Annotated in this window: 16 protein-coding genes; 12 read left to right on the forward strand and 4 right to left on the reverse strand. The window is 67.9% G+C overall.

All coding sequences use genetic code 11. The annotated features are described in order from the left end of the window. Positions 1-754 precede the first annotated feature (754 nt). Positions 755-1,663, reverse strand: coding sequence for a LysR family transcriptional regulator (locus ACO6VK_RS07475; RefSeq protein WP_422506271.1), 909 nt, complete (start codon positions 1,661-1,663; stop codon positions 755-757). 108 nt (positions 1,664-1,771) lie between these two features. Between ACO6VK_RS07475 and ACO6VK_RS07480 the strand changes: the two genes are divergently transcribed. Next, positions 1,772-3,073: an SGNH/GDSL hydrolase family protein gene (locus ACO6VK_RS07480; protein ID WP_422506346.1), complete on the forward strand. Its 1,302-nt coding sequence runs from the start codon at positions 1,772-1,774 to the stop codon at positions 3,071-3,073. Between the two features lie 2 nt (positions 3,074-3,075). Further along, entirely contained in the window at positions 3,076-4,191 is a 1,116-nt protein-coding gene (locus ACO6VK_RS07485; RefSeq protein ID WP_422506272.1) for an alkene reductase, read from the forward strand. 860 nt (positions 4,192-5,051) lie between these two features. On the opposite strand, the gene ACO6VK_RS07490 is transcribed toward ACO6VK_RS07485, so the two are convergent. Both ACO6VK_RS07490 and ppsA read right to left on the reverse strand, forming a co-directional pair. Further along, on the reverse strand, positions 5,052-5,552 hold the full coding sequence (locus ACO6VK_RS07490) for an REP-associated tyrosine transposase (RefSeq protein WP_422506273.1): 501 nt from the start codon (positions 5,550-5,552) through the stop codon (positions 5,052-5,054). 155 nt (positions 5,553-5,707) lie between these two features. Next, positions 5,708-8,086, reverse strand: coding sequence for a phosphoenolpyruvate synthase (gene ppsA, locus ACO6VK_RS07495; RefSeq protein ID WP_422506274.1), 2,379 nt, complete (start codon positions 8,084-8,086; stop codon positions 5,708-5,710). A gap of 144 nt (positions 8,087-8,230) precedes the next feature. Here ppsA and ppsR point away from each other — a divergent pair, with 144 nt between their 5' ends. From ppsR to ACO6VK_RS07510, 3 genes are all read left to right on the forward strand, one after another. Continuing rightward, the gene (gene ppsR / locus ACO6VK_RS07500) at positions 8,231-9,052 is read left to right on the forward strand and encodes a posphoenolpyruvate synthetase regulatory kinase/phosphorylase PpsR (RefSeq protein ID WP_422506275.1); all 822 of its coding nucleotides are present in this window, start codon (positions 8,231-8,233) and stop codon (positions 9,050-9,052) included. 99 nt (positions 9,053-9,151) lie between these two features. After that, positions 9,152-9,664 (forward strand): DUF1249 domain-containing protein, encoded by a 513-nt coding sequence (locus ACO6VK_RS07505; RefSeq protein ID WP_422506276.1) that lies wholly within the window; start codon positions 9,152-9,154, stop codon positions 9,662-9,664. Positions 9,665-9,722: 58 nt separating this feature from the next. Beyond that, positions 9,723-10,211 carry an NUDIX hydrolase gene (locus ACO6VK_RS07510; protein WP_422506277.1) on the forward strand — a complete coding sequence of 163 codons (489 nt, stop codon included), beginning with the start codon at positions 9,723-9,725 and terminating at the stop codon, positions 10,209-10,211. A 126-nt stretch (positions 10,212-10,337) separates the two neighbouring features. Here the strand turns inward: ACO6VK_RS07510 and ACO6VK_RS07515 are convergent, their stop codons facing one another. Then, positions 10,338-11,018, reverse strand: a complete 681-nt coding sequence (locus ACO6VK_RS07515; RefSeq protein ID WP_422506278.1) for a class I SAM-dependent methyltransferase — start codon at positions 11,016-11,018, stop codon at positions 10,338-10,340. A gap of 308 nt (positions 11,019-11,326) precedes the next feature. On the opposite strand from ACO6VK_RS07515, the gene ACO6VK_RS07520 reads away from it, so the two are divergent. From ACO6VK_RS07520 to ACO6VK_RS07550, 7 genes are all read left to right on the forward strand, one after another. Further along, a complete protein-coding gene (locus tag ACO6VK_RS07520; RefSeq protein WP_422506279.1) occupies positions 11,327-11,941 on the forward strand; it encodes a CDP-alcohol phosphatidyltransferase family protein in 615 nt (204 codons plus the stop codon). Positions 11,942-11,987: 46 nt separating this feature from the next. After that, positions 11,988-13,085 (forward strand): class III poly(R)-hydroxyalkanoic acid synthase subunit PhaE, encoded by a 1,098-nt coding sequence (gene phaE / locus ACO6VK_RS07525; protein WP_422506280.1) that lies wholly within the window; start codon positions 11,988-11,990, stop codon positions 13,083-13,085. Then, positions 13,082-14,146, forward strand: a complete 1,065-nt coding sequence (phaC, locus tag ACO6VK_RS07530) for a class III poly(R)-hydroxyalkanoic acid synthase subunit PhaC (protein ID WP_422506281.1) — start codon at positions 13,082-13,084, stop codon at positions 14,144-14,146. Before phaE ends, phaC begins: the two co-directional genes overlap by 4 nt. Next, positions 14,143-14,514, forward strand: coding sequence for a DUF5329 domain-containing protein (locus tag ACO6VK_RS07535; RefSeq protein WP_422506282.1), 372 nt, complete (start codon positions 14,143-14,145; stop codon positions 14,512-14,514). Before phaC ends, ACO6VK_RS07535 begins: the two co-directional genes overlap by 4 nt. 75 nt (positions 14,515-14,589) lie before the next feature. Further along, the gene (locus tag ACO6VK_RS07540; protein WP_411851293.1) at positions 14,590-14,793 is read left to right on the forward strand and encodes a PspC domain-containing protein; all 204 of its coding nucleotides are present in this window, start codon (positions 14,590-14,592) and stop codon (positions 14,791-14,793) included. After that, complete coding sequence (locus ACO6VK_RS07545) at positions 14,790-15,230, forward strand: hypothetical protein (RefSeq protein WP_017356978.1); 441 nt, start codon at positions 14,790-14,792, stop codon at positions 15,228-15,230. Before ACO6VK_RS07540 ends, ACO6VK_RS07545 begins: the two co-directional genes overlap by 4 nt. A gap of 169 nt (positions 15,231-15,399) precedes the next feature. Next, positions 15,400-15,615 (forward strand): hypothetical protein, encoded by a 216-nt coding sequence (locus ACO6VK_RS07550; protein WP_017356979.1) that lies wholly within the window; start codon positions 15,400-15,402, stop codon positions 15,613-15,615. Positions 15,616-15,800 lie beyond the last annotated feature (185 nt).

The raw sequence follows: 15,800 nt of genomic DNA on the forward strand, positions 1-15,800 counted from the left end.
GCCGACCATACGTAGGATCGTAGCCCCGTCACCGGTAGAGCTGACCGTTGGTCAGCTGCTCTCCGTTCCAGCACCCAAGACACCGGCAGGACCGCACCGCCTTCGCCGCGCATGCGCGCGGCAGCCGACCAACGGTCGGCTCTACCGGTGCGCGTGGAGAAAGACGGATCGTCACCGGTAGAGCTGACCGTTGGTCAGCTGCTCTCCGTTCCAGCATCCAATACACCGGCAGGACCGCATCGCCGTCGCCACGCGTGCGCGCGGCAGCCGGCCATACGTGGGATCGCAGTCCCTCACCGGTAGAGCTGACCGTTGGTCAGCTGCTCTCCGTTCCGGCACCCACATCACCGGCAGGACGGCAACGCCGTCGCCGCGCGTGTGCGCGGCAGCCGGCCATACGTAGGATCGTAGCCTCGTCACCGGTAGAGCTGACCGTTGGTCAGCTGCTCTCCGTTCCGGCACCCACATCGCCGGCAGGACGGCAACGCCTTCGCCGCGCTGCGCGCGGCAGCCGACCAACGGTCGGCTCTACCGGTGCGCGTGGAGAAAGACGGATCGTCACCGGTAGAGCTGACCGTTGGTCAGCTGCCCTCCGTTCCGGCACCAACATCATCGGCAGGGCCGCATCGCCGTCGCCGCGCGTGTGCGCGGCAGCCGGCCATACGTAGGATCGTGGCCCCGTCACCGGTAGAGCTGACCGTTGGTCAGCTGCTCTCCGCTCCGGCACCCACACTACCGGCAGGACCACATCCCCTTACGTAGGGATGTGCACATGCTCGGCGAGAAAATCGAGGAAGGCGCGCACCCGCAGCGGCAGGTGACCGCCCTGGCCCACGTACACCGCGTGGATGTCCTCGATGTCGCCGGGGTTCCACGCTTCCAGCACCGGCACCAGGCGGCCGGCATCGATGTCCGCCTGGGCCTGGAAGGCGGCCAGCCGGGTCATGCCCAGGCCGGCCACGGCCAATCGGTGCAGCGCCTCGCCATCGCTGGCCTGCGTGTTGCCCTGGGGCACCACCAGGCGCTCCTCGTCGCCAAGGCGCATCGGCCAGCCCGGGCGCGCCCGCACATGCTGGGTGGTGAGCAGGTTGTGGCGTTCCAGCTGGTCCGGATGGGTGGGATGCCCGCGTTCGGCCAGGTACGCCGGTGAAGCGACCACCACCAGCCGGGTGCGGCCCAGCTGCCGGGCCACCAGGCGGGAGTCTTTCAGCGGGCCGGCACGGACAGCCACGTCGGTGCGCTGTTCCAGCAAGTCGATGACTTCATCGTTCAAGCTGATTTCCAGGCTCACCTGCGGGTGACGGGCCAGAAACGCCGGTACCAGGGGCAGCAGGAAGTGGTGGCCGAACGGCACATTGGCACTGACCCGGACCCGTCCGCGCGGGGTGTCGTGGACGCTGGCGCAGCGTTCGGCTTCATCCAGGTCGGCCAGGATGCGCACGCCGCGCTCGTAGAACGCACAGCCTTCTGCGGTCAGCTGCAATTGCCGGGTGGAGCGGTTGACCAAGCGTGTGCCCAGCCGCTGCTCCAGCCGGGCGACCAGCTTGCTGACCGCGGACGGCGTCATGCCGAAGGCCCGCGCAGCAGCGGAGAAGCCGCCCAGTTCGATGACGCGGACGAACACGTCCAGTTCGCCGGATCTGTTGACGTCCAGCCGGGCCATGCTTTGCTCCTTATTGAGTTGGAGTCACAAATGTTGTTCCGGCGGGCAGTCTAGTACACGAACCATCGGGAATTCATCATGGGCTCCCCCCGCCACCTGGCACTGCCGATGTCCTCCCCATACCCGTTCTCCGCCGCCGCGCTGCTCGCGTCCGCACTGCTGCTCGCGTCCACCGGGAACGCCGCCGCAGGGGATGCGGGGTGGGTCGCCAGCTGGACAGCCAGCCCGCAGCCGGTCTGGGGCCCGGCGTTCCTGTTCCCCAGCAACGTGCCGGCCCAGCTGCAGGACCAGACCGTCCGCCAGGTGGCCCGGGTGAGCCTGGGCGGCGCGCGCCTGCGCGTCGTGCTGTCCAACGCCTATGGCGATCGGCCCCTGCACATCGGGCGGGCGACGGTGGCGGTGTCCGATGCGGACGGTGCGGTCGTGCCGGGCAGCGTGCGCGAGCTTCGTTTCGATGGGCACCCCGAGGCGCGGATCGCGGCCGGCGCGCCGTTGCGCAGCGATGCGGTGGCGTTGCCGGTGCCGGCGCTGGGCCGGGTGACGGTCAGCCTGTACCTGCCTGCGCCCAGCCCGATCACCACCTTCCATTGGGATGGGCGCCAGACCGGCTGGATCGTGGCCGGCGACCAGACCCATGCCGCCGTGCTGGATCGCAGTGGGGGCGGCAGCCTCAGCACCACCGCGCGGCCGTGGCTGGCCGGGATCGAGGTGGACACGGCGGACGCCGCGCCGGCGGTCGCGGTGATCGGTGATTCGATCACCGACGGCGCCACCGCCAGCCTGGACCGCGACACGCGCTGGCCGGATCTGCTGGCCGAGCGGCTGGCCCCACGTGGGGTGGCGGTGATCAATGCCGGCATTTCCGGCGGCCGCCTGCTCAGCGACGGCATGGGCAGCAGCGCGCTGTCGCGACTGCCGCGCGACGTCCTCGGCCAGCCCGGCGTGCGTACCGTGATCGTGCTGATCGGCATCAACGATATCGCCTGGCCCGGCACCGCATTCGAGCCGACCCGGCCGCGCCCCACGCTGGATGCGCTGCGTGACGGCTATCGGCAGCTCGTGGCGCAGGCGCACCATCAGGGCGTGCGCGTGATCGGCATGACCGTCGCGCCGTTCGCCGGCGCGCTGCCTGGCACGCCGCTGGACAATTACTACCAGCCTGACAAGGACGCGCTGCGCCTGCAGCTCAACGACTGGATCCGGCTTGGCGGTGCGTTCGATGCGGTGATCGATGCCGACGCTGTGCTGCGTGATCCCGCTGACCCGAGCCGCCTGCTGGCGCGTTACGACTCCGGCGACCACCTGCATCCCGGTGACGACGGCAACCGCGCGCTGGCCGACGCTGTCGACCTCGACCTGCTGCTGCGCGCTGCCGAGCCGGTGCTTTCCTCTTCCCCCCATAAGGATTGATCATGTTGTTCACCCCCTACCGCCTGGGCGCGCTGACGCTGCCCAACCGGATCGTGATGCCGCCGATGACGCGCTCTCGCGCCGGCGACGGCAATGTCGCCACCGCGCTGATGGCGCAGTACTACGCCCAGCGCGCTTCGGCTGGCCTGATCGTCAGCGAGGGCACCCAGATCAGCCCGCAGGGCCAGGGTTATGCCTGGACCCCGGGCATCCACGATGAAGCACAGGTCGCCGGCTGGCGCAGCGTGACCGATGCGGTGCATGCCGCCGGCGGGCGCATCTTCGCCCAGCTCTGGCATGTGGGCCGCGTGTCGCACGTGGCGCTGCAGCCGGGTGGCGCGGCACCGGTGTCGTCCTCGGCGCTGCTGGCCGACGGCGTCAAGGTATTCGTCGATCCGCAGGGCAGGGGGCCGCAGGGCGGCGTCGGCGAGATGGTGCAGCACTCGCTCCCGCGCGCGCTGGCACTGGAGGAGATTCCGGGCATCGTCCGCGACTACGCCGCTGCGGCCCGGCATGCCATCGACGCCGGTTTCGATGGCATCGAACTGCATGGCGCGAACGGATATCTGATCAACCAGTTCATCGATTCGCAGGCAAACGCGCGCACCGATGCCTACGGTGGCGCCCTGCAGAACCGCCTGCGTTTCCTGCGCGAGGTAGTCGAGGCGGTGGTGGCGGCCATCGGCGCGGACCGGGTGGGCGTGCGCCTGGCGCCGCTGACCACGCTGCAGGGCGCCGTAGACGACACCCCGCAGGCGACCTATCTGGCCGCTGCGCATCTGCTCGATGGCCTCGGCGTGGCCTACCTGCATATCGCAGAAGCGGACTGGGACGATGCGCCGGTGATGCCGGTGGCGTTCAAGGAAGCGCTGCGCATGGTCTACCGCGGCACCTTGATCTATGCCGGCAAGTACACCGTCGAGCGCGCCGAGGAGGCCCTGTCCAAGGGCTGGGCGGACCTGATTGGATTCGGCCGTCCGTTCATCGCCAATCCCGACCTGCCGCTGCGGTTGCAGCAGGGGCTGCCATTGAACGCCCCGGACAAGGCCACGTTCTTCGGCGGCGCGGCAGAGGGGTTCACCGATTACCCCGTGGCCAAAGCAGCCGTGGTCGCCTGATTGCGCGGCAGCCGACCAACGGTCGGCTCTACGTGGACCCTCACCGGTAGAGCTGACCGTTGGTCAGCTGCTCTCCGTTCCGCCACCCGTTGTACCAGAAGGACCGCATCGCCTTCGCCGCGCGTGCGCGCGGCAGCCGACCAACGGTCGGCTCTACCGGTGCGGGGTGGCGGAATGTGGGCGTCCCGCCGGTCCGATGCGGGCTGGAGGAATGCAGGCACACCGCCGGTCCGATGCGGGGTGGGGGAATGCGGGAACTCCGCCGGTAGAGCTGACCGTTGGTCAGCTGCTCTCCGTTCCGCCACCCGTCATGCCGGCGGGACCGCATTGCCTTCGCCGCGCGTGCGCGCGGCAGCCGACCAACGGCGCGGGTTGAAGAATGCGGGCACCCCGCCGGTCCGGTGCGGGGTGGAAGAATGCGGGCCCCGCCGGTAGAGCTGACCGTTGGTCAGCTGCTCTCCGTTCCGCCACCCGTAGCCCGGGCAGGACCGCATCGCCTTCGCCGCGCGTGCGCGCGGCAGCCGACCAACGGTCGGCTCTACCGGTGCGGGTGGAAGCGCGGCAGCCGACCAACGGTGCGGATGGAAGGGTGCATGCACCCCGCCGGTCCGGTGCGGGTGGAAGCGCGGCAGCCGACCAACGGTGCGGATGGAAGGGTGCATGCACCCCGCCGGTCCGGTGCGGGTGGAAGCGCAGCAGCCGACCAACGGTGCGGATGGAAGGGTGCATGCACCCCGCCGGTCCGGTGCGGGTGGAAGCGCGGCAGCCGACCAACGGTGCGGATGGAAGGGTGCATGCACCCCGCCGGTCCGGTGCGGGGTGGAGGAATGCGGGCCCCCGCCGGTAGAGCTGACCGTTGGTCAGCTGCTCTCCGTTCCGCCCCCGGATGCCCTGGTGCTGCACGGAAGGTCCTCCATCGGCCACCGGCACCATGCGAACGGGTACTCGCCCAGTGCCCGGCTCATGCCGGCACGGATCGGATTGGCGAGGATGTAGGTGGCGTGGCGACGCAGGTCGTCGTCCCTGCGCAGTGCGTGGTCGAAATAGCCTGATTGCCAGATGCGCCCGCTGCGCTTGAGCTGCCGGTTGATGAGCAGGCTGCTGCGGGATTTGACGCGCTGCATGCAGTTGTCGAGCGTTCCCCGGCGGAGCTGCATCAGCCAGTGCATGTGGTCGGGCATGATGACCCAGGCGAGGTTGCGCACCCGCTGCTCCTGCTCCATCGCCTGCAACACCTGCTCGACCAGCGCGGCCAGATCCGCTTGCACGAACAATCTCGCCCGCGCGTCGGTGATGCTGGTCAACGCATAGATGCTGCCGACGCTGGACCAGCGGCCGACATGGAGGCGGGGGCTTGGCATGGCTGCACTGTGGCCGCCGCTGCAGGGTAGGGCTATCGGGCGAAGGTTGCATGGCGGGTCGGAGAACTGCCAATCACGTCCAGCAACGCCCGCCCCCGGCCCATAAAACAAAACCCCGCTTGCGCGGGGTTCTGTCGTCTACCGGAACGGCGGGATCAGCCGTTGGCCTTCAGCTTGGCCAGGCGCAGCCAGGTGTCGACCACGGTATCCGGATTCAGCGACACCGATTCAATGCCTTCCTGCATCAGCCATTCGGCCAGATCCGGATGATCCGACGGGCCCTGGCCACAGATGCCGACGTACTTGCCCTTGGCGCGTGCCGATTTGATCGCCATCGACAGCAGCTTCTTCACCGCCGGGTTCCGTTCGTCGAACAGGTGCGCGACGATCGACGAGTCACGGTCCAGGCCCAGGGTGAGCTGGGTCAGGTCGTTGGAGCCGATCGAGAAGCCGTCGAAGATCTCCAGGAATTCATCGGCGAGCAGTGCGTTGGACGGCACTTCGCACATCATGATGATCTTCAGGCCGTTCTCGCCCTGCTTGAGGCCGTTCTGTTCCAGCACCTGGACGACCTTGCGGCCTTCTTCCAGGGTGCGTACGAACGGAATCATGACCCACAGGTTGTCCAGGCCCATCTCGTTGCGCACGCGCAGCACGGCCTTGCATTCCAGCGCGAAGGCGGCCGAGAAGCTCGGGTCGACATAGCGGCTGGCGCCGCGGAAGCCGATCATCGGGTTCTCTTCGTGCGGCTCGTAGTTGCTGCCGCCGATCAGGTTGGCGTACTCGTTGGACTTGAAGTCCGACAGGCGCACGATCACCGGATTCGGTGCCACCGATGCGGTCAGGGTGGCGATGCCTTCGGCCAGACGGTTCACGTAGAAGCTGACCGGATCGGCGTAACCGGCGATCTTCTCGTCGATCTTCTTCTTCGTGGCTGCATCCTGGCGGTCGTACTCCAGCAGCGCGTTGGGATGAATGCCGATGTGGCTGGCAATGATCATCTCCAGACGGGCCAGGCCGATGCCGGCGTTCGGCAGCTGGCCGAAGTCGAAGGCACGTTCCGGGTTGGCCACGTTCATCATGATCTTCAGCGGCGCCGGCGGCATGTTGCCCAGGTCCGTGGTGGTACGTTCGAACGCGAGGATGCCGTCGTAGATGAAGCCGGTGTCGCCTTCGGCGCAGCTGACGGTGACTTCCTGGCCGTCCTGGATCAGCTGGGTGGCGTTGCCCGAGCCGACCACGGCCGGCACGCCCAGCTCACGCGCGATGATCGCGGCATGGCAGGTGCGGCCACCGCGGTTGGTGACGATGGCCGAGGCGCGCTTCATCACCGGTTCCCAATCGGGGTCGGTCATGTCGGCGATCAGCACGTCGCCGGGCTGCACGCGGGCCATGTCTTCCAGCGACTTGACCACGCGCGCGGTGCCGGCGCCGATCTTGGCGCCCACGGCGCGGCCTTCGGCCAGCACCTTGCCGTCCTTCTGGTTCAGCGCGAAACGTTCGATCTGGGTGGCATGGCCACGCGACTTCACCGTTTCAGGGCGTGCCTGCACGATGAATAGCTTGCCGCTGACGCCGTCCTTGGCCCACTCGATATCCATCGGGCGGCCGTAGTGCTTTTCGATGATCAGCGCCTGCCTGGACAGTTCCTGCACGTCCTCGTCGCTGATCGAGAAGGTGTTGCGGATATCGACCGGGGTGTCTTCGATGCGCACGCGCTCACCGGGGACATCCGAATACACCATGCGGATCGCCTTGCTGCCCAGCGAGCGGCGCAGGATCGCCGGCTTGCCGGCATTGAGCGTGGGCTTGTAGACGTAGAACTCGTCGGGATTGACCGCGCCCTGTACGACCATTTCGCCCAGACCGAAGCTGGAGGTGACAAACACCACGTCGCGGAAACCGGATTCGGTGTCCAGGGTGAACAGCACGCCCGACGAGCCCACGCCCGAGCGCACCATCAGCTGCACGCCGGAGGACAGGAACACGTCTTCGTGCTTGAAACCGTGGTGGACGCGGTAGGCGATGGCGCGATCGTTGTACAGCGAGGCGAACACTTCCTTGACCTTGTGCACGACGTCGTCGGCACCGGTCACGTTGAGGAAGGTTTCCTGCTGGCCGGCGAAGGAGGCATCGGGCAGGTCTTCGGCGGTGGCCGAGGAGCGCACGGCCACGGCCACGTCGCCGCCGCCGTTCTCATCGCACAGCTGCTTGTAGGCGCTGCGGATGTCCTGGTCCAGCTGCGGCTGCAGCGGCGCGTCGATCACCCAGCCACGGATTTCCTTGCCGGCCACGGTCAGGGCGGCGACATCTTCCACGTCCAGCGTGGCCAGCTTGTCGAAAATGCGCTTGGACAGATCGTTGTGCGCGATGAAGTCCTTGAAGGCTTCAGCGGTGGTTGCGTAACCGCCGGGGACAGAAACCCCCAGACCGGCAAGATTGCCGATCATTTCGCCCAGCGACGAATTCTTGCCGCCTACGCGGGCCAGATCGGCCAGGCGCAGTTCGTGCAACCACAGGATATTCTCGTTCAAGCGCGATGCTCCGTTTGGCCATCGCCCGAGGCGGGCTGGAATGGCCACGTCCGTAGGAAGAAGCCGATATGATGCCGGGCAGACCGCCGTCGGCACAAGCTTGTATCGACGGCCTTTTTAGGCTTCAGAGGGGGTAAAAGGCGCATGTCGACGATCCGTCCGGTGTTCTACGTGTCCGATGGAACCGGTATCACCGCTGAAACCATTGGGCATAGCCTCCTGACCCAGTTCTCCGGGTTCAGCTTCATTACCGACCGCATGTCATTCGTCGATGACCCCGAAAAGGCCCGGGAGGCGTGTGAACGGATCCGCGCGGCGGGCGAGCGCTACCAGGTCCGGCCGATCGTGGTCAGCTCCTGCGTGGACAGCGGGCTGAGCGTGATCCTGGCCGAAAGCGGCGGGTTGATGCTGGACGTGTTCGCCCCCTTCATCGAGCCGCTGGAGCGCGAACTGGCCGTGAACCGCCATTCCCGGGTCGGCCAGGCGCACGGCATGGTGGACTTCGAAACCTACCACCGGCGCATCAACGCGATGAACTTCGCGCTGACCCACGACGACGGCATCGCCATCAACTACGACGATGCCGACGTGATCCTGGTAGCGGTGTCGCGGGCCGGCAAGACCCCCACCTGCATCTACCTGGCCCTGCATTACGGGGTCCGTGCGGCCAACTACCCGTTGACCGACGAGGACCTGGAGCAGGACCGGCTGCCGCCGCGGCTGCGCCCCTACCGCAAGAAGCTGTTCGGCCTGACCATCGACCCGGACCGCCTGCAGCAGATCCGCCAGGAGCGCCGCCCGAATTCGCGCTACGCCAACCTGGAGACCTGCCGCCGCGAAGTGGCCGCCGCAGAGACCATGTTCCGCATGGAGCGCATCCCGACGCTGAGCACCACCCACACCTCGATCGAGGAAATCTCCAGCAAGGTGCTGGGCACCCTGGGGCTGCAGCGGGAAATGTACTGAGGCAGGATGCCGGGCGGGGGCGTGAACCGGTTGCGGCCCGCCCCTTTGGCCGGGGCGCCGCCGCCCCCACGTTGGAGGATCAACGTGTAGGATCGAGACATGGCCCAGGCATCCCCCCGACTGGAACGCATCCCCCGGCTCAGCCGCCTGAGCTGGCTGATGGGGCTGTACGCAGAGAACTACCAGCACCTGGTACGCCTGTTCGCACCGGCCGAGCTGGTGGCCGGCAGTTACGTGTCATCGATCGGCGATGGGCTGGACGTGCGCCTGGATGTCATCGAATGCCACCGCTATACCGTCGAGCTGCGGCTGACCTACGACTTCGCCGATCCGGTGACCGGTCAGCCCGACCCCTCGGCCTATGTGCGCCTCTACCGTGACGCCCGCCAGGCCGAGACCACCCATTGCTATGTCGGCCGCCGCTGGCAGGACGTGATGGGCATGTACCCGCCGCCGGCCGAGCTGATCAGCCACCGCATGCGGATGAACACCTTCCTGGGCAAGTGGCTGGAATACCTGGCCGAGCGCGGGCACGGCGTGGCCACGCTGCGCCGCGACGGTGATGCCGCGGCACCGGCGCGCGACACCCGGCGCGCCAGCGCGGTGCCGTAAGCGACGCGACCGTGGTCGATCCCGCATAATCGGGCTCTGCAACCCGAGCGTGTGTGAGATGCCCTATACCCCGATCGTGGCCACCCTGGGCTACGTGCTGTCAGCGGACGGCAAGCAAGCGCTGATGATCCACCGCAACGCCCGTCCCGGCGATCAGCACCTGGGCAAGTACAACGGCTTGGGCGGCAAGGTCGAACGCGACGAGGATGTCGCCGCCGGCATGCGCCGCGAGATCCGCGAGGAAGCCGGCATCGAATGCGGCACCATGCGCATGCGCGGCACCATCAGCTGGCCTGGCTTCGGCAAGCACGGCGAGGACTGGTTCGGCTTCGTGTTCGTGATCGAGGACTACACCGGCACCCCGCTGACCGCCAACCCGGAAGGCACGCTGGAGTGGGTGGACGTGGACAAGCTCGAAGACCTGCCGCTGTGGGAAGGCGACCGCCGCTTCCTGCCGCTGGTGTTCGACCAGGACCCGCGCCCGTTCCACGGCGTGATGCCCTATCGTGACGGCGCGATGCAGTCCTGGTCGTATACCCGGTTGTAAGGCGGCCGCGCCGGCCAGCGGCCGGCAGTGCGGGGTGCGAATGCCGGCCAGCGGCCGGCAGTGCGGGGTGCGAATGCCGGCCAGCGGCCGGCAGTGCGGGGTGCGAATGCCGGCCAGCGGCCGGCACTACCGTCGGGCGAGCAGCAGATGGAAGTGCTTGTCGATCTGACGGCCATCGTTGCTGGTGCCGGTTTCGCGATGGCTGCGCCACCCGCAGACGCGCAGGCCGGCGCTGCGCAGGGCCAGCTCCACCTCGGCCAGCTCATGCAGCTGGAAGCCGTGGGCGGCGAAGGGCAGGGTGCGCATGAACGCCGCATCGCCGAAGGCCAGGCACAGCCGTGCGCCGGGGCGCAGCACCCGCGCCAGCTCTTCCAGGGGCGTACGCAGGTCCTCCCAGAAGTACAGCGTGTTGACCGCCAGTGCCGCGTCCATGCAGGCGTCGGGCAATGCCAGGGCATGGGCATCGCCCAGGCGCACTTCGGCGCGGTCCTGGAGCCCGGTGGCGTGCAGCCGGGCCTGCGCGGCCTCGACCATGTCGCTGGACACCTCGATGCCCAGGTAGCGGCTGCCCGCGGCATGCAGCAGGTCGCCGGCGAAGGCGGCGTTGCCAGGACCTATTTCCAGCACCCGTTCGGCGGGGCCAACCGCCAGCAGCGCGATCGCGGCCCGGTTGAGCGCACCGTTGCTGTGGTTCATCGAATCGGCGATCGCCAGGGCGTGTTCGCCATGCGGGTGCCGCAGCTGCGCGGCCAGGTGTTCGGGGGAAAGCAAGCGCGTGACTCCTGTCGCGGCGGGCGGGCAGGACATGGCGGCGGCGAGTCCACCTGGCAGGATAGCGCGTCGCGGCTGGAAGGTGCATGTCCCATTGCGTCGCACCCACACGCGGCGCCCGGCTGCGGACGACTTGTCCACAGGGGGTGTGGATGACTGGTGCGCAACTTTGTGGATAAGCGCCGTCAGCCCCCGCCCACCTTGGCTGTCAAGATGGGTGGCCAAAAATTCACCGCACGTCGTGGGCCGGTGAAGGTGGCGGGAAGGCCGGGCGCGTCCGGATGCTCTGTCCTCGTTCGGGCCGCTCGCGGTACTCTCTTGCGATTGCCGTCAACCGAAATCCCATGAAACGTCACTTCTCGATGCTGCGCGAATTCCAGCTGGCCGACTGGTTCACCCTGGCCAACGCGTTCTGTGGCACCGGTGCGGTGTTTGCGGCGATGCGCTTCCTGCAGGACGGCGAGCACCGCTATCTGCTGTTCGGGATGGCGCTGATCCCGCTGGCCTTCATTTTCGATGCCCTGGACGGGCGCATCGCGCGCTGGCGCAAGTCCAGTTCCACGCTGGGCCGCGAGCTGGATTCGCTGTCGGACATCATCTCCTTCGGCGTCGCCCCGGCCGCGCTGGCCTACGCCTGCGGCATGCAGGGCGGCTGGGACTGGCTGGTGCTGAGCTACTTTGTCTGCTGCGGCGTGAGCCGTCTGGCGCGCTACAACGTCACCGCCGAGTCGCTGGCCGGCGAGGGCGACAAGGTGCCGTACTTCGAAGGCACGCCGATTCCCACCAGCCTGGCGCTGGTGGTGGTGCTGGCGATCGCGGCCAGCATGGGGGCGATCGGGCCGGACCTGTGGCTGGGCCGCTGGCAGCTGGGGCCGTGGCAGCTGCACCCGATGGTGCTGCTGTTCGCCCTGTCCGGGTCGCTGATGATCAGCAAGACCCTGCGCATCCCCAAGCCGTGAGCCGGACCGTGCCCCTGTCGAATCGCCCGTTGGCTGGAGACCGCCGATGAGTACCGCGGGCCGTGGTGGCAGCGCGGACGATATCGAGGCGCTCGCACGCCAGTATTTCGGTGCCTGGGGCGATGCCCTGCGCCATGCCGCCGGGGGGGCTGGCGACAGCCATGATCCCGGCCGCGCGGGCGGTTGGCAGCAGGCGATCGAGGCGTGGACGCAGCTGATGCCCAACGCGGGCAGCGGTCCGGCCGACGACGCTGTGCGCCGCTTCCGCGAGCAGGCCGGCGGCTGGTACGGGACCATGCAGCAGGTGGCCGCGCAGTTTGCCGGCCGCGACGCCAGCAGCGCCGATGTGGCCCAGGCTTGGCGCGCGGCGGTCGAAGGGCAGGGCGATGGCCTGCTGCAGTGGATGCTGCAGGCCGCGCGAGGCCACACCCATGCCGGCGGCCCGGACCTGCTCAAGCTGCTGGAGTCGCTGCAGCGCGACCTCGGGCCGTGGATGCAGAGCCCGGCGTTCGGCCCCGGCCGCGAACACCAGGCACGCTGGCAGGCCCTGCTGCGTGCCCAGCAGGAGTTCCAGACGCACTCCAGCGCCTACGTGGACCAGATCAAGCAGGCGCTGGACGATGCATTCGCCCTGTTCGAGCAGCGCCTGGCCGAGCACGAGCAGCCGGGCAACCAGCTCACCAGTGCCCGGGCGATGTTCGACCTGTGGATCGAAGCGGCCGAAGAGGCCTATGCGAAGGTCGCCCTGTCCGAACCGTTCCAGCAGGTGTACGCGGCGCTGGGCAATGCCCAGATGCGCCTGCGCGCGGCCACCCAGCATGAAATCGAGCGCGTGACCGAAAGCCTGGGCCTGCCCACGCGCACGGAGATGGATGCCGCACACCGGCGCATCGCCGAGCTGGAGCGGCTGGTGCGACGGATGATGCAGGCGGCCCCGGCGAAGGCCGCGACGGCCAGGCCAACAGCGCCCACCAACCCCGCAGAGGCTCCGAAGACCCCCAAGGCTCCGAAGGCTCCCAAGGCTCCCAAGGCTCCCAAGCCGGCCAAGCCGGCCAAAGCCGCCAAGGCGACCGCGACCACCAAGCCTGCCAAAACCGCCAGGCCGGCCCCGGCCGCCCCCACGCGACGGACGCGCAAGCCATGAAAGGCCCGCTGGGATTCAACGCCGAGGACCTGCTGCAGGAAACCCTCGCCATGCAGCGCAAGCTGATGGACGGGCTGACGCTGCTGCCGTCGGTGGAGGACGTGGACTACGGCGTCACCGCGCGCGAAGAGGTCTGGCGGGACGGCAAGGTTGCGCTGTATCGGTTCATCGGCACCGAAGCGCCGGTGCGTTCCACCCCGCTGCTGATCGTGTATGCGCTGGTCAACCGGCCGTACATGGTCGACCTGCAGGCCGACCGCTCGCTGGTGCAGAAGCTGCTGGCGCTGGGCCATGACGTGTACGTGCTGGACTGGGGCTATCCGGACCGCTCCGAGCGTTACCAGACGCTGGAGGACTACCTGCTGCGCTTCGTCGACGGTGCGGTGGACCACCTGCGTGCGCAGTCCGGCGGCCCCATCGACATGCTCGGCATCTGCCAGGGCGGGGTGTTCGCGCTGTGCTACGCCGCGCTGCGCCAGCACAAGCTGGCCACCCTGGTCACGATGGTCACGCCGGTGGACTTCCACACCGCCGACAACATGCTGTCGCACTGGGCGCGGCATGTGGATGTTGACCTGCTGGTGGACACGCTGGGCAACATCCCCGCCGACCTGATGAATGCCAGTTACCTGATGCTCAAGCCGTTCCGGCTCAACGTGCAGAAGTACGTCGGCCTGCTCGACATCCTGGATGACAAGGTCGCACTGGAGGACTTCCTGCGCATGGAAAAGTGGATCTTCGATTCGCCCGATCTCGCGGGCGAAGCCTTCCGCGACTTCATCAAGCAGTTCTACCAGGGCAACGGGCTGATGCACGGCGGCGTGCGCATCGGCGAGGAGCATGTGGACCTGCGCAAGGTGACGTTGCCGGTGCTCAACATCTACGCCGAACAGGACCATCTGGTGCCGCCGGATGCCTCGCGCGCGATGCGCGACCGGCTTGGCAGCACCGACTACACCGAAAGCAGTTTCCGTGGCGGTCACATCGGCATCTACGTCTCCGGCCGCGCCCAGCGCGAGGTGCCCGCCACCATTTCGCAGTGGCTGAAGGACCGCACATGACCCACTTTCGCGTGTCGACGGCGCTGCTGCTGGCGCTTCTGGCTGCTGCCGGCGGCGCCTCCGCCGCGCCCAGCGAGACCGCGCGCCGTGAGATCGCCGCGTTGATTGGCGCGCTGGACGGCTCGTCCTGCCGCTTCCAGCGCAACGGGAGCTGGCACGATGCCGTAGAGGCGCGCGCGCACCTGCAGCGCAAGTACGACTACCTGCTCAGGAAGGACAAGGTGGATACCGCCGAACAGTTCATCGAACGCGCCGCCAGCCAGAGCAGCATGAGCGGCAAGCCCTACCGGATCGCCTGCCCGGGCCAGCCCGAGCAGACCGCAGCGGTGTGGTTCGGCGCGCGCCTGAAGGCCTTGCGCGGACGCTGACCGTCTGGCGTCGCATGCGCCGCATACACACCGGCCCGCGCTAGCATTCCCCTCATACCGTTGGAGGACCCTGCCATGAACGCCACGCCCCGTACGCTCTCGCGCTCGCTCAACGACCGCATGATCGCGGGCGTGATGGGCGGCATCGCGCACCGTTTCGGCTGGAGCCCGACGCTGCTGCGGATCGTGTTCGTGGTGGTCTCGCTGGCCTCGGCTGCCTTTCCCGGCATCCTGGTGTACCTCATCCTCTGGCTGCTGATTCCCAACGAGGCCGATTGATCCTGCCGCCACTGGCGCTGCGCGTCCTGCAGGGGCTGGGCGCGCTCTGGACCGCGCCCAACACCCTGATCGGTCTGCTCGGTGGCCTGCTGGGGATGGTGGCGGGCGCGCGTCCGTCGTGGAATGCGCGCGACCGCGCGGTGGTGTTCCGTGACTGGCCGTGGGGACCGGGCGGCGCGATCACCCTGGGCAACGTGATCCTGCATACCGGCCCGGTGCTGGACGTGCCGTGCCGCACCTACGCGCATCAGGCCGGTCACTGCACCGAGCCGGTCATCGGCCTGCATGACCATGAGCGCGCACATGTCTACCAGTACATGGTGCTGGGGCCGTTGTACCTGCCGGTGTACCTGCTGTGCGGCGGCGTGAGTGCGCGCAATCCCTTCGAGCGTGCGGCCGATGTGTACGCAATGACCGGGCGCGGCTGGTGGCCGTGAGGGTCGCAATGTTAGTGATACGTTAATTTGATGTAAGTAAAACGTCGGTAACGCGACGTCATCTGCATGCAAACAAACGTTATTACGCTGAATGACGTATCAGTCAGGTTTGGCGCGGTAAGCTGCACGCTGTTGGACATGCACGATGCTTTTTGGAGGAGTACATCACATGGCAATTGTTCTTTATGTCGGTGGTAGCAAGGATGGCGACAAGGGCCTGGTGCCCCACGGCTTCAGCAAATCCCGCGCCGAGACCGCCCAGGGGCCGGAGATCTACACCGAGCGGTTCATGGAACTGCAGGGCGTGGGCCGGGTGCGGGTGATGGCCCTGGAATCCCTGCTGGATGAATCGGTGAAGGTGCGCGCGGCGCAGCACTACCGCTGAGCGGTACCGACCAACGGTCGGTACCTACCGCGGCCGTGCATCGGTACCTGGCGCGGCCGTGCATCGGTACCTACCGCGGCCGTGCATCGGTACCTACCGCTACAGATCATCGGCGACAGGTTGGAGGGCGGCTGTCAACGGGTTTCCCCCGCCGCCCTGCGTTGCCACAATCGGGGTTTCCGTAA

This window comes from Stenotrophomonas sp. GZD-301 (assembly GCF_049310345.1).
GTDB lineage: Bacteria > Pseudomonadota > Gammaproteobacteria > Xanthomonadales > Xanthomonadaceae > Stenotrophomonas.

Coding starts and splice junctions, on each gene's coding strand:
- ACO6VK_RS07550 (WP_017356979.1), top strand. CDS start 15,400: ATGGCAATTGTTCTTTATGTCGGTGGTAGCAAGGATGGCGACAAGGGC.
- ACO6VK_RS07490 (WP_422506273.1), bottom strand. CDS start 5,552: ATGCCAAGCCCCCGCCTCCATGTCGGCCGCTGGTCCAGCGTCGGCAGC.
- phaE (WP_422506280.1), top strand. CDS start 11,988: ATGAGTACCGCGGGCCGTGGTGGCAGCGCGGACGATATCGAGGCGCTC.
- ppsR (WP_422506275.1), top strand. CDS start 8,231: ATGTCGACGATCCGTCCGGTGTTCTACGTGTCCGATGGAACCGGTATC.
- ACO6VK_RS07505 (WP_422506276.1), top strand. CDS start 9,152: ATGGCCCAGGCATCCCCCCGACTGGAACGCATCCCCCGGCTCAGCCGC.
- ACO6VK_RS07515 (WP_422506278.1), bottom strand. CDS start 11,018: ATGTCCTGCCCGCCCGCCGCGACAGGAGTCACGCGCTTGCTTTCCCCC.
- ACO6VK_RS07510 (WP_422506277.1), top strand. CDS start 9,723: ATGCCCTATACCCCGATCGTGGCCACCCTGGGCTACGTGCTGTCAGCG.
- phaC (WP_422506281.1), top strand. CDS start 13,082: ATGAAAGGCCCGCTGGGATTCAACGCCGAGGACCTGCTGCAGGAAACC.
- ACO6VK_RS07535 (WP_422506282.1), top strand. CDS start 14,143: ATGACCCACTTTCGCGTGTCGACGGCGCTGCTGCTGGCGCTTCTGGCT.
- ACO6VK_RS07475 (WP_422506271.1), bottom strand. CDS start 1,663: ATGGCCCGGCTGGACGTCAACAGATCCGGCGAACTGGACGTGTTCGTC.
- ACO6VK_RS07480 (WP_422506346.1), top strand. CDS start 1,772: ATGTCCTCCCCATACCCGTTCTCCGCCGCCGCGCTGCTCGCGTCCGCA.
- ACO6VK_RS07485 (WP_422506272.1), top strand. CDS start 3,076: ATGTTGTTCACCCCCTACCGCCTGGGCGCGCTGACGCTGCCCAACCGG.
- ACO6VK_RS07540 (WP_411851293.1), top strand. CDS start 14,590: ATGAACGCCACGCCCCGTACGCTCTCGCGCTCGCTCAACGACCGCATG.
- ACO6VK_RS07520 (WP_422506279.1), top strand. CDS start 11,327: ATGAAACGTCACTTCTCGATGCTGCGCGAATTCCAGCTGGCCGACTGG.